This is a genomic window from Actinokineospora auranticolor (genome assembly GCF_002934265.1).
Lineage (GTDB): Bacteria > Actinomycetota > Actinomycetes > Mycobacteriales > Pseudonocardiaceae > Actinokineospora > Actinokineospora auranticolor.
The window spans coordinates 159,280-174,324 of the sequence record NZ_PTIX01000003.1 but is presented as its reverse complement, the minus strand read 5'-3'; the positions used below and the strand labels follow the sequence as shown (position 1 = coordinate 174,324).

At 72.0% G+C, this 15,045-nt stretch carries 14 protein-coding genes; 9 read left to right on the top strand and 5 right to left on the bottom strand.

Features of this window, described 5'->3' with window-relative positions; translation table 11 throughout:
* Positions 1–32: 32 nt before the first annotated feature.
* Complete coding sequence (locus CLV40_RS06950) at positions 33–758, bottom strand: hypothetical protein (RefSeq protein ID WP_104478004.1); 726 nt, start codon at positions 756–758, stop codon at positions 33–35.
* Positions 759–987: 229 nt separating this feature from the next.
* Here CLV40_RS06950 and eccD point away from each other — a divergent pair, with 229 nt between their 5' ends.
* Both eccD and mycP read left to right on the top strand, forming a co-directional pair.
* Positions 988–2,379 (top strand): type VII secretion integral membrane protein EccD, encoded by a 1,392-nt coding sequence (gene eccD / locus CLV40_RS06945; RefSeq protein ID WP_245931146.1) that lies wholly within the window; start codon positions 988–990, stop codon positions 2,377–2,379.
* Complete coding sequence (mycP, locus tag CLV40_RS06940; RefSeq protein ID WP_104478003.1) at positions 2,379–3,833, top strand: type VII secretion-associated serine protease mycosin; 1,455 nt, start codon at positions 2,379–2,381, stop codon at positions 3,831–3,833. Before eccD ends, mycP begins: the two co-directional genes overlap by 1 nt.
* Before the next feature lie 487 nt (positions 3,834–4,320).
* Here mycP and CLV40_RS06935 read toward each other — a convergent pair whose 3' ends face one another.
* Positions 4,321–4,809 (bottom strand): YbaB/EbfC family nucleoid-associated protein, encoded by a 489-nt coding sequence (locus CLV40_RS06935; RefSeq protein ID WP_146107954.1) that lies wholly within the window; start codon positions 4,807–4,809, stop codon positions 4,321–4,323.
* Positions 4,810–4,920: 111 nt separating this feature from the next.
* Between CLV40_RS06935 and CLV40_RS06930 the strand changes: the two genes are divergently transcribed.
* Genes CLV40_RS06930 through CLV40_RS06915 form a run of 4 tightly spaced genes read left to right on the top strand, consistent with a single transcriptional unit; the run spans position 4,921 to position 6,958 of the window.
* Complete coding sequence (locus tag CLV40_RS06930; RefSeq protein WP_104478001.1) at positions 4,921–5,241, top strand: hypothetical protein; 321 nt, start codon at positions 4,921–4,923, stop codon at positions 5,239–5,241.
* The gene (locus CLV40_RS06925; RefSeq protein WP_104478000.1) at positions 5,238–5,837 is read left to right on the top strand and encodes a WXG100 family type VII secretion target; all 600 of its coding nucleotides are present in this window, start codon (positions 5,238–5,240) and stop codon (positions 5,835–5,837) included. Before CLV40_RS06930 ends, CLV40_RS06925 begins: the two co-directional genes overlap by 4 nt.
* 4 nt (positions 5,838–5,841) lie before the next feature.
* Positions 5,842–6,363, top strand: coding sequence for an HNH/ENDO VII family nuclease (locus CLV40_RS40215; RefSeq protein WP_281261646.1), 522 nt, complete (start codon positions 5,842–5,844; stop codon positions 6,361–6,363).
* Positions 6,364–6,379: 16 nt separating this feature from the next.
* Complete coding sequence (locus CLV40_RS06915; RefSeq protein WP_104477998.1) at positions 6,380–6,958, top strand: suppressor of fused domain protein; 579 nt, start codon at positions 6,380–6,382, stop codon at positions 6,956–6,958.
* 4 nt (positions 6,959–6,962) lie between these two features.
* Here the strand turns inward: CLV40_RS06915 and CLV40_RS06910 are convergent, their stop codons facing one another.
* The 3 genes from CLV40_RS06910 to eccB form a co-directional block, all read right to left on the bottom strand.
* Positions 6,963–8,231 (bottom strand): WXG100 family type VII secretion target, encoded by a 1,269-nt coding sequence (locus CLV40_RS06910; protein ID WP_245931145.1) that lies wholly within the window; start codon positions 8,229–8,231, stop codon positions 6,963–6,965.
* 11 nt (positions 8,232–8,242) lie between these two features.
* Positions 8,243–8,554, bottom strand: coding sequence for a hypothetical protein (locus CLV40_RS06905; protein WP_104477997.1), 312 nt, complete (start codon positions 8,552–8,554; stop codon positions 8,243–8,245).
* A gap of 78 nt (positions 8,555–8,632) precedes the next feature.
* Positions 8,633–10,264 (bottom strand): type VII secretion protein EccB, encoded by a 1,632-nt coding sequence (gene eccB / locus CLV40_RS06900; RefSeq protein ID WP_104477996.1) that lies wholly within the window; start codon positions 10,262–10,264, stop codon positions 8,633–8,635.
* A gap of 435 nt (positions 10,265–10,699) precedes the next feature.
* Between eccB and eccE the strand changes: the two genes are divergently transcribed.
* From eccE to CLV40_RS06880, 3 genes are all read left to right on the top strand, one after another.
* Positions 10,700–11,884, top strand: a complete 1,185-nt coding sequence (gene eccE / locus CLV40_RS06890; RefSeq protein ID WP_181043383.1) for a type VII secretion protein EccE — start codon at positions 10,700–10,702, stop codon at positions 11,882–11,884.
* A 22-nt stretch (positions 11,885–11,906) separates the two neighbouring features.
* Positions 11,907–12,638: a hypothetical protein gene (locus CLV40_RS06885; protein WP_104477993.1), complete on the top strand. Its 732-nt coding sequence runs from the start codon at positions 11,907–11,909 to the stop codon at positions 12,636–12,638.
* Positions 12,639–13,106: 468 nt separating this feature from the next.
* Positions 13,107–14,777, top strand: a complete 1,671-nt coding sequence (locus tag CLV40_RS06880; protein ID WP_374065123.1) for a S8 family serine peptidase — start codon at positions 13,107–13,109, stop codon at positions 14,775–14,777.
* Positions 14,778–15,045 lie beyond the last annotated feature (268 nt).

The following is a 15,045-nucleotide window of genomic DNA, read 5'->3' as shown; positions in this document are numbered from 1 at the left end:
GGCTCGGGGAGAAACTACCGAACCACCGGCGGCTACCCGGCGCGTTCGGACGATCCGGCTCGGCCCGCGGCCACCAGCGCGGCGACCGCGACCAGCGCGTGCGCCACACCCAGGGTGACGACGACGGACCCGGCGCCGGTGATGGCGAGCAGGTAGACCAGCAGCGCGGTCGCCGCCGTGAGCAGCAGGTGCAGGGCGAACCGGGCAGGCCCGGCGGCGCGGCGGGCCACCATCAGGCCGGTGGCGGTGAGTAGCAGCAGCCCGCTGAACTGGAGGTGGCGGAGCGGGTCGGCGGGCAGCAGGTCGACGACCGGCCCGGTCTTGGCGTCGGGCACCAGCCCGGCGATGACCACGGCACCCGCCGTCGCGGTGGCGGCGACGCCCAGCCAGCCGTCGAGGGCGATCGGGCCCTTGGGGCGGCGGACGATCAGCGCGCCCGCGGTCAGCGCGGCGATCAGGGCCCCGATGAGCAGCGACGACGTGTTGTGCCCGCCCGCCAGGTACAGCAGGACTGTCGACGCGGCGACGGCGGACAGCGCGACCACGCCGAGCCCGAGCCAGGCCGGGGCGTCCGGCCGGGACCACACCGCGGCCACCAGCGCGACCAGGCAGGCGACACCGGGGAACAGCGCCACCGGGTGGTGCCCGGCCGCCAGGAACACCAGCACCGCCAAGGCCGCCGCGGCGACGACAGCGGGCACCGGCAGCAGCCGCGGCACGAACGCCGCGTCGCGCCGGGACGCTTCCGCTCCCGCCATGTCGTCCCCCTCGTGGGATTTCGCTCGGTTCGACGCGGAATCCGCCATCGATTTCCCGGTCGCGCCCCGCCGTGCCCGCCGACTTGGCCGAACCGCCGCGAGCGGCGACACCGGTGCGGCCATACTAGGACCGGTTCCGGCCCCGGTGGGGTGGGGACGAACAGACCTGTGGACAACTCACGGGCCTGTGGACAGCGCAGACCTGGGACAGAAGTCGAGGGGGCAGGCAGTGGCGACCGGTACGACCGTGTTCAGCCGGGTGACGGTGGTCGCGCCGAACCGGCGCATCGACGTGGCGTTGCCCGTGGACGTGGCGGTGGCCGACCTGCTGCCGATGCTGTTGAAGATGGCCGAGGAGGCCACACCGGACGGCGGCGCGCGGCACGGCGGGTGGTGCCTGGCGAAGCTGGGCGACAGCCCGCTGGACCCGAGCCGCACCCTCGGTTCGCTCGGCGTGGTGGACGGTGAGCTGCTGCAGCTGCGCAAGCGCGCCGAGAACCCGCCGCAGCCGCTGTTCGACGACGTGGTCGACGCCATCGCCGAGTCGACCCCGGACAGCTACCGCCCGTGGACGAAGCAGACGGCGAACCGCATCGGGCACATCGCGGGCGCGCTGGCGCTGCTGGTGGGCGCCCTCGCGGTGCTGATGGCCGGGCCGCTGTTCGGCGGCGGGCACCTCGGGCCCGCGGTCACCGGCGGCACGGGCGCGGTCGTCGCGGTCGCGCTGGGCGCGGTGTTCGCCCGCGGCTACCAGGCGAAGACCACCGGCGTGCTGATCGCGGCGGCGGGCGGTCTGCCGCTGGCGTTCGTCAGCGGGCTCTCGATCGTGCCGGGCCTGCCCGGCCGGGCGAGCCTGCTGCTGGCCTCGGCGCTGGTGCTGATCGTGGCGTCCGCGGCGATCATGCTGATCGGCGCGGGGATCACCACGTTCGTCGCGGCGGGCACCGCGGCGGCCCTCGGGGTGATCGCGTTCGCGGTGGCGACGCTGGTCGCGCACCCGGCGGCCGGGATCGCGGCGGGCACGGTGGCGTTCGCGCTCGGCGCGCTGTCGGTGCTGCCCCGGTTGACGATCCAGCTGGCGCGGCTGCCGCTGCCGAACGTGCCGGGCAGCGCCGAGGACCTCAAGGAGGACACCGGCTTCCCGGACTACCGCTCGATCGAGCGGCGCGCGGGCCTGGCGCACGAGTACATGACCGGCATGATCATCGGCTGCGGCGCGGCGGCGGCGATCGGCGCCGTGGTGGCCGCCGCGGCGCCGGGCCTGTGGGGCGTGCTGCTCGGTGTGGTGGCGACGCTGGTGCTGCTGCTGCGCGGCCGCACGTACGCCAACGGCAGCCAGGCGATCGCGTTGCTGGGCACGGGGATGCTGGCCGCGGCCGGGATCCTGTTCGGCTGGCTGTTCGGCGCGGACACCTTCGACCGGCTGCTGTGGGTGTTCGGCGCGCTCGTGCTGATCGGCGGCGCCGCGCTGGTGCTCGGCGTGGTGTTCCCGGAGCAGCGGTTCTCGCCACCGCTGCGGCGCACGGTCGAGGTCATCGAGGCCATCTGCATCGCGGTGGTGCTGCCGCTGGCGCTGGCCGTGATGGACCTGTACGCGACGCTGCGGCACGTGTCGTTCTGATGCGCCGCACCGCAAGCAGGCTCGCGGCCTCGATCACCGTCGCGGCCATCGCGGTCGCCCTCCCGTTACCCGCGGCCGCGCAACCGTCCTCCCAGCCGTCGTCCCCCGCGCCCGCCAAGCCGGACTCCATGGCCAAGCCGCCGCCGCTGCCCGCGGACTTCCCCCTGCCCGGCGGGACCGACCCGGACACCAAGTACAACCTGGCCAACGAGTGCATCGGGTCGCTGAACCAGGGCACGGACCTGAAGAACAAGCCGTGGGGCCAGCTGCAGCTGCGCTTCGACGAGCTGCACCACTTCGCCACCGGCAAGGGCCAGGTCGTCGCGGTGATCGACACCGGGGTCAAGCAGCACGCGTACTTCGGCGGCCGGGTGCTGCCCGGCGGCGACTTCGTCATCCCGGACAAGCGCGGCCTCGAGGACTGCGACGGGCACGGCACCGAGGTGGCGGGCATCATCGCGGCGAACCCGCCCGCGGGCAGCGACATCGGGTTCAAGGGCATCGCGCCGGACGCGCAGATCCTCTCGATCCGCCAGTCCAGCGCGAACTACAAGGGCAACCGGCCGACCGCGGCCAAGCCCGAGGGCGAGGACCTGCCCGCGGGCACCCTGGAAACGCTGGCCAAGGCGGTCGTGTCGGCGGCGAACCAGGGCGCGTCGGTCATCAACATGTCGGTGGACAACTGCCGGCCGGTGGCCAGCGGGCCGATCACCGAGGCGGAGAAGCAGCTGCAGGCGGCGCTGCGGTACGCGTTCGAGCAGAAGAACGTGGTGCTGGTGGCGTCCGCGGGCAACACCGGTGAGCACGGTTGCCCGGACCAGCGGAACGGGATCGACCCGAATCGACCGACGCACATCGTGACGCCGCCGTGGTTCTCGGACTACGTGATCTCGGTGGCGGCGATGAACCGGAACGGGGACCCGGCGGAGTTCTCGGTGCAGGGGCCGTGGGTGACGGTGGCGGCGCCGGGGACGGACATCATTTCGCTGGACCCGGCTACGGACGGGCTGGCGAACATGCAGGTGCTGCCGGGGAACAAGCAGGTGTCGATCCAGGGGACGAGTTTCGCGGCGCCGTATGTGGCGGGGCTGGCGGCGTTGATCCGGGAGCGGTATCCGGAGTTGACGGCGAAGCAGGTGATGGAGCGGGTGAAGTTGTCGTCGTCGCACCCGGCCGCGCCTGGGGGGCGGGACAACCTGGTGGGGTACGGGATGATCAATCCCATTGGGGCGTTGACGACGTTGATCCCGAGCGAGCAGGGGGTGGCGGCGGATCCGGCGTTGGATGTGCGGGCGGTGATGCCTGCGCCGGAGCAGAAGGACTGGACGCCGATGCGGGTTGCGTTGGTGGGTGCTGGTGGTGGGGTGCTGTTGTTGTTGTTGACGCTGTTCGTGGTGCACACGGTGCGGCGGAATCGGCCTGGGGCGCGGAAGGAAGTTCGGGGTTCCGCGTAGGGCTTTGGTTTGGCTTTGCTGGGCGCGTTGGGTTTGTCCGGCTGTTCGCGGAAAAGATGTGGGGCCTCGATTGGGCGAACTTGCTTTGCGCGGGGCCCCTTCGAGCCTGCGGTGGGGAAGAGCGGTGGGAGGGGCAAGCCCACCCCACCCGCGGGACAGCTTGGCAGGCTCGTCCCCCCACGCAAAGCAAGCCCACCCAATCAAGGCGAATGGTGGGGGCGCGTTGCGTTCGGTGGTGGGCTGGGATTCTGCGGCGGTTACGGGGTGGGCCCGGCATGGCCAAGTCGCGTCGAAGTGAGACGGGCACGCGGACACCGGTTGCGGGATGAGCCCGGCTTAGCCAAGTCGCGTCGAGGTGGGTGAGGGCTGGGATCTGGCGGCGGTTGCAGCGGTGGCTCGGTTCGCCTGTCCCTTCCCTTCTGTTCCTTCCGTCTGCCCTTCTTTGCTGTCCGCTCGTCTGCCCCGAAGGGCTGATCCGAACAGCCGTTCAGAACTGGTCGGGGTTGTCGAAGACTGTTCGGAAGGCGTTGGCGTCGAAGGAATCCAGGTCGTCGGTTGTGGTCGGCGGCTTGGGGGTGGGGGTGGCCGGGGTGTCGCTTTCGCCGTCTACGTCCGGGAATTGGCGGGCATAGGCGTCGGCGGTCGTGGCGATGCTGGCGGTGTCCTCCGGGACCCGCTCCCTCATCAGGCCGACCACCTTGTCCCCCAAGGTCGCCTGCGCGCGTTGGATGGCGCGCATGATCTCGCCGGAGAGGGTCGGGCCGCGCATACCCGAGAGTTGTTCGGGTAGTTCCAGCGCTGTCACCACGCCCGCTCGGTTGACCGTGACCCGGACGTCCCCGCCCGCCGCCTCCCCGGTGCCCGTGATGGAGTCCATCTCGGTGTTGAGGCGTTGGTAGGTCTCGGCTTTCGCGCGGACCTGGGTGGCCCACTCGTCGATCTGGCGCTCCATGTCCGCGGGTCCGGTCGATGGCACGGCGCTGTCCTTCCTGGGCCAATCGGGGTGGATCGACGAGAACGGCCCCAGTATGCCGCAGCCGCTTCCTACACTGTCCGCGCGCGATCCGTTACCGGTAGGAGGGACGCCGTGGCTCAGCCTGGGTACAAGTACGTCACCGATGAGTTGGCCGCACACCGCGAACACCTGAACGCGGTCGCGGATTCGCTCAACCGGACCAGTGCGGCGGCGGGTTCCGGTGGTTCGGTGCCCAACGCGTTCGGGATCGTGGGGGCGTTCATCCCGTCGCTGCTGCAACCGATGGTGACCGAGGCGGCCGAGCTGTTGCGGGCCGGGGCCGAGTCGGTGGACCACACCTCGGCGATGATGGGCGGCACCGTCACCGACTACACCGCGACCGAGAGCGCCAACACGGGCAACCTCGCCGCCATCTCGGAGGTGCTGGGATGACCGACACCGAGACCGGGCTCAGCGCGACGATCGAGCAGCTGTCGTCGACGATCTCCTCGGGCAACTGGGCCGACCTGGACCTCAACACCGGCATCGAAGCGCTGGGCTACCTGGCGAACCCGGTGGACGCGCTGGTCAGCAGCGGTGTGCAGTGGGTGCTCGAACACGTGCAACCGCTGCGGGACGCGCTGAACGAGTTCGCGGGCGACCCCGGCGCGATCCAGGCCTACGCCGAGCACTGGCGCGAACAGGGGCGCGCGGCGACCGAGAGCGCCGTGGACCTGAAGAACTACGTGCAGACCGACACCTCCGGCTGGACCGGCGAAACCGGCGACGCCTACCGGGCGCAGGCCGCCGAGCAGGTCGACGGGCTGCTGGCCTCGGGAGCAGCGGCGAAGAGCGTGGCGAACGCGGTCGAGGCCGCCGGGCTCGTGGTCGCCGCGGTCCGGCTGATCGTGCAGGAGCTCATCGCCGAACTGGTCAAGATCATCCTCAAGCGGATCCCGATCTGGCTGGCGGCCACCGGGGTCACCCTCGGCATCGGCACCGTCGCGGTGGTGGCGGACCTGCTGGCGCTCATCGCCGAGTGGGTGTGACGGCGTGGGCCGGATCTCCCGGGCGATGAAGCTGGTGCCCGCCGCCATGCGCAAGCTGGAGCGGGTCGCGGGCGACGTGCAGGTCGCGTCGAAGCGCGCGAAGACGGCGCTCAAGCGCATCGACAAGGCCCCGTCGCCGTCCACGCGGGCCCGTGCCGCGACGGGCAAGGGTGCCAAGCCCCCGACCACCGGAGCCGCTAAGGTCGACAAGCGGTACGAGCGGCCGTCGGGCTACCGGAAGGGAGTGCGCGACAAGGTCTGGGACGCCGCGGCCAAGGCGTCCAAGGACGGCAAGGTGCGCGACCCGTTGACCGGCAAGGTGATGCGCAAGAACCAGCGCTGGGACATGGGCCACAAGCCGGGCTACGAGTTCCGCAAGCACCAGGAGAGCGCGGGCAAGCGGGGCATCGACCGGGACAAGTTCCTCGACGAGCACAACGACCCCGGCCACTACCGGCCCGAGCTGCCCAAGTCCAACCAGAGCCACCGCGGAGAGGACCACACCAGTGACTACTTCGGACCGTGACGGGGGTCGCTGAGCCGTGGCCGCCTCGGAGTCCAACCGGGCTATCGCCCGCGCCGCCGCCGCGGCGTTCGGCGGCAGGCCGACGGTCACGCGGTTCTACGACGACGACGAGCGCAACGCCGTCGACGTCCTGGAAGTCCCGGACAGCCCGGCGGGCGGCGTGACCTCGTACGCCACGCTGGGCCTGTCGGACCACCCGCTGGAGCTCGACGGCGAGGAGTACCCGGCGCGCGTGGAGATCCTCGGCGCCTGCGACAGCTCGGTCGAGTTCTTCGCCAACGTGGTGTCCACCGCGGCGTTCTGCGTCGTCAACGACAAGTGGTTCTGCGCCCCGGGTGCGGTTTTCCCCGAAGTGGTGCGGATGTACGCGCCGGAGAGCCCGCTGCCGCACCTGTTCTTCGTGTCGCCGTTCCTGTGGGGCGACGATCCGGGCACGCTGGAGTTGCCGGACAAGACGGTGGCGTGGCTGATGGTCGTGCCCATCTCGGACAGTGAACGCGACTACCTCGACGCCAACGGCCCGGACGCGCTGGAAGCGCTGTTCGAGGAGAAGCAGATCGACCTCTTCGACCTCACCCGACCGCCGGTCGTCTGACGCCTCAGTTGTCCCCGATGACCGCCGGGGACGACTTGGCGGGCTTGCCGAAGATGTCCTGCGGGTTCCCCGCGACGCGGGTGCGCGGCTTGTGCTCGTTGCTGCCACCCGCACCGTGGCCCATGCCGCCCATCATCCCGCCCATGGGCATGCCACCCATCATGCCGCCGCCGCCGCCGCGACCGCCACCCGACTCCGCCGCGGCGGCCAGGGGCGCGGGCATACCGCCGGGCCTGCTCGGCGGCGCCTCACCGGCGGAGACGTACCCGCCCGGCTGGGGCGGCGTGGGCGTGGCACCGGTCCCGGCGCCCGCGCCGATCCCGCCACCACCCAGTCCACCGCCACCGCCACCGAACCCGCCGCCGCCGGAGGGTTCGAAGCCCGCGCCCGCGGGGACGGACTCCGAGGTCGGCGGGGTCACGGGAGTCTTCGGCACCGTCACCTCGGGGACCTCGGCGAACGCCCAGTTCTCCCCGGGGAACTTGTGCTCCATCGCGACGGTGTCGAACACCTTCGAGCCGTCGAGGCTGTCGCAGAGCCGGACCAGCGCCTCCAGGACCTGCCGGACCGCCTCGAACAGCTCGCGGGTCGGGCGGTTCACGGCGTCGAGGTACTGGCGGGTGCGGTCGTCGTTGCGGCCGGGCCCGGACGTGGACTGCTTGCCGGTCTCGGCGACCTCGGCGAGCAGCCCGGCCATCTCGGTGACGATCTCGCGCAGCCCGTCCGCGGTCGCGTCGAGCACCTCGCCCATGGCGATCATGGCGTCGGACATGTCGTTGCCCGCCAGGCCGACCTTGGCCATGTAGCCGATGAACGAGTCGGCGTCGGCGCCCTTCCAGGCCGCGTCGAGGCCGCCGAGCGGCTGGGTGAGGTCGTTGACGACCAGCTCCGACACGGCGCCGACGGTGCGCCACCGCTCCGCCTCGGCGTGCATGTCGCTCCACCGGCCGACGACCGGCGCGAAGTACTCCTCGACCGGGTCCGGCATGCCGAGCTCGCGGCACAGGCGGGTGAGGAAGTCCAGGTACGAGCTGATGTTGGCCTCGATGTCCGGCCCGTCCAGGCCGCCCTGCACGGTCGGCACCTGGTCGGCCGGGGGCTGGGCGGAGGCCAGGCTCGGGGCACCCGCCCGCGGGCTGTGGGCGGCGCCTGCCGACGCCTCGACCGGCGCCGACTCGGCGAGCACCGCCTCACCGGTGTCGGCCTCGAAGTAGCGGCCGACGTCGATCTCGGCCGGTTGCCAGTCCGAGTCGTCCTGCCACTGCGCGCGCATCACAGGCCCCCTCAGAGCTGGCCGCTGCGTCGGATGGTCCGGGCGCCGTCGTCGTCGGAGCCCTGGTGGTGCGCGGCGACCTGGGTCAGCGAGGTCGCCGCCGCGTGCAGGGCCTCGACCCCGCGCGTGAGCTGGGTGCGCAGCACGTCGGAGGCCCGCGCGTACGAGTCGGTGAGGTGGACCGTGCGGCCGAGCGACCCGAAGGACTCGGCGGTGAGGGGGGCCGTGCGCAGGACCTCGGCACAGCGGCCCAGCTGGTCCGCGGCGGCGGCCACCTTGCGCGCGTACCCGTCCACCCAGGCCGGATCGACCTCGATCGCCATGGCTAGGCCCTCCCCGCTCGCGGTGCCCCTTCGACGGTAGTGGCAGGCGTCCGGTTCCCGAAGTCCGTCAATCGGCGGTCAGTTCCCACCCGTCGGCTGGGTGGCGGGCTGCGGCGCCTGGGCCGTGGTGGACGGGAACTGGCCCGCCGCGACCGGGACGACGTCGTAGGTCTGCAGGACGTCGCGGGTGTTCAGCGAGGCGCCGTTGGGCAGCAGCCGGACGATGGCGTCCGGGGCGGGCAGCTGGTTGGTCAGGCCCAGCGCCTCCGCGGTCCGCTGGTCCGGCACGCCGAACTTCACGCCCCGGTCGGAGATCAGGTAGATCGGCCCGGTCTGGAAGTCCTGCCGCGAGGTCGCGCCGCGCACGACCGCCGCGCGGCCGGGCGGCATGTAGAAGTGCTCGAGGCGCTGGCCGTCGGCGCTGGGGCTGCTGATGTCGATCGACGCCGCCTTGCCGGTGGCGTTGGTCGGCAGCGGCAGTTTGGTGCCGATGTGCACCTCGGTGTGCTGGTCGGCGTTCGGGCCGTCGCCGACCACGCTCCAGCCGAGGCAGGCCACCGGGTAGTTGACCGGGCTCAGCGCCTCGGGCACGACCTCGGGGAAGCTGCGGTCGTCGATGGTGCCCTGGCCCGCCACGGCCGGGATCTTGTCCGGCGGCACCCGGGTGATCTCGGCGCCACCGGCGGTGGCGGTGAAGCGGATCAGGTCCGCGGTGGTCTTCTTGATCTGCTGCACACCGTCGCGCAGCAGCACGTAGTAGTCCGTGCGACCCGCGCGCTCGACCTGCACGACCGAGCCCGTGGGCAGGTTGTTGATGTTGGCCGAGCTCGGCGAGCCCTGACCGGGGATCAGCGGCGCCTCCAGTTTCGGCGCCTCCGGGATGGCGTTGAGCAGCCCGGTGGTGATCTGCCGGATGTTCTCCTCGCGCAGGTTCAGCGCGGAGCGCATGTTGCCCTTGGACATGTCGACCTCGGCGCGCACGGTGTTGGCGTTCTTGATGTTCGCCGTGGCCGGGGTGCGGTAGACCAGGTACGTCTTCTTGGTCGTGGACCGCACCAGCAGGGCCTCGTTGTCGGCCAGCTCCGGCCCGAGGTCCTTGACCCCGCCCGCGACCGTGGTCTCGATCTTGTCCTCGCTGGCCTGGTTGACCAGGCTCGGGTCCAGCTTGTACTCGTCGCACACGGCCCAGTTGCTGCCGATCCGCTGGGCGGGCTCGGGCAGCAGCTGCGGGCCGTCCTGGATGCCGGTGAGCCGGTCGCGGGGGATGTCGACGAGCTGGCTGTCGGGGATGACCTCGGGGACCGTCGGCCCGGCCGCGGTGGCCGACCCCTGGGTCTGGCTGCCGGGCTGCTGGGCGCCCGGGTTGGTCCGGGCCAGCATCAGCAGCCGGGCCGAGGCGAGGTTGAAGGTCGGGATGAGGACCTTCCCCTTCTCGGTGTTGGTCAGCAGCACGTACACCGCGCCCGACGGCTTGGCGATGATGATGCCCGCCTGGTCGGGGAGTTTCGGCGCCGGGCTGAGCAGCCCGTACACCAGGAAGCCGAGCACGCCGACCGCCGCGATGCACACCCCGACGACCGTGGCGCGGCTGTGCGTGCGCATCGGGTCGTGGAGCATCACCGCGTCCTTGCGGACGAGCGCGGACTGCATCCTCCGCAGCACGAAGCGGTACGCCTGGACCTGTGACTTCGTAGTCGGTGTTGATGGCATTCTCGGCCTGCTGCTCTCCCCGTCGCGGTACGGTTCCGCAGGATAGCCGTACCGTGACGGCCGCATGTGGGTCTCCACCAAACCCGTGGACGGCCCAGCGGATGAGCCAGGCGCACTGATCGAGGGGAAGAGAACGAGCGGATGTCGGTGACCACTCCTCCACGACACGGCCGCACACCCCCTCCCGGTCAGCCGCCCCGACCCGGTGGCCCGGGTGGTCCCGGTGGCCCGGCGGGCCCCCCGCCCGGCGGCCGCGGCGGTGGACCTGGTGGACCTGGTGGCCCCGGTGGACCTGGTGGCCCCGGTCGTCCCGGCGGTCCGCCGCCCGGCCAGCCGCCGACCCGGCCCCCGGCCGGTGCGCAGCCGCCCGCGGCGCCGCGCGCCCGGGTGTCGGCGCGCAGGCGCAACCGGGGCGCGAGCCTGGGCGCGCTGCCCGTGGCGAACCTGGTGGTGCTGGAGGTCGGTGTCGCCATCGGGCTCGTGCTGCTGGCGATCGACCTGGAGCTCAAGTACGTCTCGATCGGCATCGGCGGGGTGGCGCTGATCCTGGCCGCGCTGCGCTGGCGGGGCCGCTGGTTCACCCAGTGGATCGGGCTGACTGCGCGCTACGCGCTGCGCTCCCACTCCCGGGTCAGCAAGCCCGCCGAGACGATCACCATGGAGCAGCTGGCCGCGGCCGACGCCTCCGCGGTGACCGGGCCGGACGACCCCCGGGTGAGCCTGCTGCGGCTGGCCGTGCCGGACCTGGTCGTCGCGCACGCCAAGGACCACGAGGAGAAGCCGCTCGGCCTGGCCTGGCACGAGGGCACCTGGACCGCGGTGCTGCTGGTCGACCCGGCGCCCGCGCTGGTCACCGAGGTCGGGTCGACGCCGAGCCTGCCGCTGGGCGCGCTGGCCCCGTGCCTGGAGGACCGGGGCGTGGTGCTCGACGCGATCCAGGTCATCTGGCACTGCTACCCCGGCAGCGCGGCGCTGCCGCCGAACTCCCCCGCGCTGGCGTCCTACCTGGAGGTGCTCGGCCCGCTGCCCGCGGTGGCGCGGCGCACCACCTGGGTGGCGGTCCGGCTCGACCCGCGCCGCTGCCCGGCCGCGGTGCGCGAGCGCGGCGGCGGTGTCGTCGGCGCGCACCGGGCGCTGATCGGCGCGCTGTCGCGGGTGCGCAACGCGCTGGAGTCGCGCGGCGTGCCGACCCGGCCGCTGGACCCGGACGAGCTGCTGAAGGCGGGCATCGCCGCGGCCGAGCTGTCCGGGGTCGCGGGCTCGAACAACCGCGTCGGCCTGCGGGAGCGCTGGAGCGGGGTGACCGCGGCGGGCATCGGCCACGCCAGCTACGCGATCACCGGCTGGCCCCAGGGCAAGGTCGCCACCAGCCTCAACGCGCTGACCGGCGTGCGCGCGCTGTCCACCACGGTCGCCATGTCGCTGACCCCGGGCAGCGACGACGGCCAGGTCGGCCTGCGCAGCCTCGTGCGGGTCAGCGCGCGCACCCCGGAGGAACTGGACCACGCCGACGACCGGCTCACCGCCATCTCCGACCGCCTGGGCGTGACGCTCACCCCGCTGCGCGGTCTGCAGGTGGCCGGGCTGGCCGCGACGCTCCCGCTGGGAGGACAGGCATGAGCGGACTGCTGGGGGTAGGGGCATGAGCGGGTCGAGCAGGCTGCTGGACACCCGGGGCGGCGGCGCGGCGGTCGCGCCGGAGTTCCTGGTCACCCCGGACATGCTGGACGCGGTGAGCCCGTCGGGTGACCGCGGCGGCATGGTGCTGGGCTCGGGCCAGCAGGGCGAGCCGCTGACGATCTCGGCGCTGCGCCCGGTGCCGACCAGGATCGTGCTGGTCGGCGGGCTGTACCTGGCCCGGCAGGTGGCGCTGCGGGCGATGGCGGTCGGCGCGCTGGTGGTCGTCGCGACCGGGCGCCCGGCGTCGTGGCAGGTCCTGCAGAAGGCGGCGGGCAACGGGCCGGACGGCCGCCCCGCGCCGCTGGTGCAGGTCCGCCGGTTGAGCCCGGTGGAGCTGCCGCGGCCGTCGGAGGACAGCCCGCTGCTGGTCGTGCACGACGGCGGCCCGACGCCGCAGGAGCTGTTCCCGCCGCGGTCGCCGTGGCAGACCACGGTCTACGTGCTGCCGTACATGCACCCGCAGGCCGGGGCGACCGCCAACGCGGCGGACCTGATCCTGCTGCAGCGGCTGCCGGTCGGGCAGGCGCAGCTGGCGGCCCGGATCTGGCGGCTGCCGCCGCACATGATCAAGCAGCTGACCACGCTGGCCGACGACCAGGTGGTCGCGCTCGGCCGGAACCTGTGGCGCACGATGCGCCTGGTGTCCACGGCGAAGGAGCAGCAGATCCTCGGCCCGGTGCGCCGCGGCGACTGAGCCGGGTACACCTCCTTCGCACTCGGCAGGCACCCGAGACGGCAACGGTGGGCGGGCTTCATGGTGGAGGTCATAACCCGCTCCCCACAGACGGCGGTCGCACCCGATGGGTGCGGCCGCCGTCGCCTCTGCCCCACCGGTCGCGCCGGGTACCCGGCCGACCACCGTTCGCCCGGGGTGGTTGACGCTCGGTACTGGTCTGGACTGACTTCGGTGATTTCTCACCTGAGTGACGATTAATCCCTCAGGAGTACACCCGATCGGCCGAACAGCGGAACCCGAGCGGGGTGCGCATCTCGGAAAGCACTCCGCACTGTTCGTTCTCAGGCACACCACGGGTCCCCCGATCGCGGCGTAACGCGGCGGTTGGATGTGTGGGTGACGCGACTCGCGTCACTCCATCTCCGACCGCCGCGGTGCACGGGTTCGCAGGGCCCACGAGTGTCCCCCTGCGAAGGAGACCAAGGAATGGGTATGTCTCGCGCCGCACGGATGCGGCGAATCAGCGGTGTCACCGTGGCGGTCGCCGCGCTGGGCGCTGCCGGACTGGGCCTGGCCCTGTCCAACTCGGCGAACGCGGCGGAGGGTCCGGTGCTCGGCACCAACCTGTCCACCACGGTCCCCGGCAGCTACATCGTCGTCTACAAGGACGGGGTGGCACCGACCACCTCGACCTCCGACAGCCTCACCAGCAAGCACGGCGGCAAGGTGAAGCAGCGCTTCGCCAACGCGGTCAAGGGCTACTCGGCGACGATGACGTTGCAGCAGGCCAAGTGGACCGCGGCCGACCCGGCCGTGGCCTACGTCGAGGCCGACCAGAAGCTGGTGGCCACGGGCGACCAGACCAACCCGCCGTCGTGGGGCGTGGACCGCATCGACCAGGCGTCGCTGCCGCTCAACGCCAAGTACACCTACCCGACGACCGCGTCGAACGTGAACGTCTACGTCATCGACACCGGCATCAACCTGACCAACTCCGACTTCGGCGGGCGCGCGGTCAGCGGCACCGACAAGGTCGACAACGACAACGACGCGACCGACTGCAACGGCCACGGCACGCACGTGGCGGGCACCATCGGCGGCACCACCTACGGTGTGGCCAAGGGCGTCAAGCTGATCGGCGTGCGCGTGCTGGACTGCAACGGCTCCGGCACCACCTCCGGCGTCATCGCCGGTGTGGAGTGGGTGACCGCGAACCGCGTCAAGCCCGCCGTCGCCAACATGAGCCTCGGCGGCGCGTCCTCGGTGGCGCTGGACCAGGCCGTGCAGCGCTCGATCGTGGCGGGCGTGACCTACGCCGTGGCCGCGGGCAACTCCAACGCGGACGCCTGCAACTACTCCCCGGCCCGCGTCGCGGAGGCCATCACCGTCGGTGCCACCACCAAGACCGACGCGCGCGCCAGCTACTCGAACTACGGCCGCTGCACCGACATCTTCGCCCCCGGTGACGCGATCACCTCGGCGTGGATCGGTGGCACCACCGCGAAGAACACCATCAGCGGCACGTCGATGGCGTCCCCGCACGTGGCGGGCGCGGCCGCGCTGTACCTGTCGGCCAACCCGAACGCGACCCCGGCCCAGGTGAGCACCGCGCTGGTGAACGCGGCGGTGGCGAACAAGGTGACCAACCCGGGCACCAGCTCGCCGAACAAGCTGCTGCAGCTGGTGGCCCCGACCGCCACGCCAACGCCCACCCCCACGCCGACCCCGACGCCGACCCCCACCCCGACTCCGAAGCCGACCACCCCGACCCCCACCCCGACGCCCACGCCCACCCCGGCGACCTGCGCCCCGGTGAGCAACGTCGGCAAGGTCGTCCTCCCGGACGGCGGCTCCGCCATCACCAGCGCGATCACCATCAGCGGCTGCACCGGCAACGCGTCGGCCACCAGCAAGGTGACCGTCGACTTCACCCACACCTTCCGCGGTGACGTCGGCATCGACCTGATCGCCCCGGACGGCACGATCTACAAGCTGAAGAGCGTGTCCACCACGGACTCGGCGGACAACATCAAGGAGACCTACACGGTCAACCTCTCCGCCAAGGCCAGGAACGGCGTCTGGAAGCTCCAGGCCCGCGACTACTACAAGGCGGACACCGGCTACCTCAACAGCTGGACCCTCTCCCTCAACGGCTGAGCAAAACCAACAACAGCACCACACAACCGAATCGAGCACCCATGAACTGATTCACGCTGACTGGCTGTACACACCATGAACGCCCCCGGCCCAGGCCGGGGGCGTTCGTGTCTTTACACCCCAAGCACTCCACCCCGACCACGCCAGGTAGAACCCACCCCACCTACTTCTCTATCGCCCCAGCCACCCCGGCAACCGCCACCCCGAAGCCCAACCCTCACCCCAACGCGGGCGGTACCAGACCCGCCCGCAACCGCAACAGAAGGCC

Bases quoted from the DNA above. Each gene is read 5' to 3' on its own strand.
- CLV40_RS06950 (WP_104478004.1), bottom strand. From the start codon at position 758: ATGGCGGGAGCGGAAGCGTCCCGGCGCGACGCGGCGTTCGTGCCGCGG.
- mycP (WP_104478003.1), top strand. From the start codon at position 2,379: ATGCGCCGCACCGCAAGCAGGCTCGCGGCCTCGATCACCGTCGCGGCC.
- CLV40_RS06925 (WP_104478000.1), top strand. From the start codon at position 5,238: ATGACCGACACCGAGACCGGGCTCAGCGCGACGATCGAGCAGCTGTCG.
- CLV40_RS06910 (WP_245931145.1), bottom strand. From the start codon at position 8,231: ATGCGCGCGCAGTGGCAGGACGACTCGGACTGGCAACCGGCCGAGATC.
- CLV40_RS06905 (WP_104477997.1), bottom strand. From the start codon at position 8,554: ATGGCGATCGAGGTCGATCCGGCCTGGGTGGACGGGTACGCGCGCAAG.
- eccB (WP_104477996.1), bottom strand. From the start codon at position 10,264: ATGCCATCAACACCGACTACGAAGTCACAGGTCCAGGCGTACCGCTTC.
- CLV40_RS06885 (WP_104477993.1), top strand. From the start codon at position 11,907: ATGAGCGGGTCGAGCAGGCTGCTGGACACCCGGGGCGGCGGCGCGGCG.
- CLV40_RS06880 (WP_374065123.1), top strand. From the start codon at position 13,107: ATGGGTATGTCTCGCGCCGCACGGATGCGGCGAATCAGCGGTGTCACC.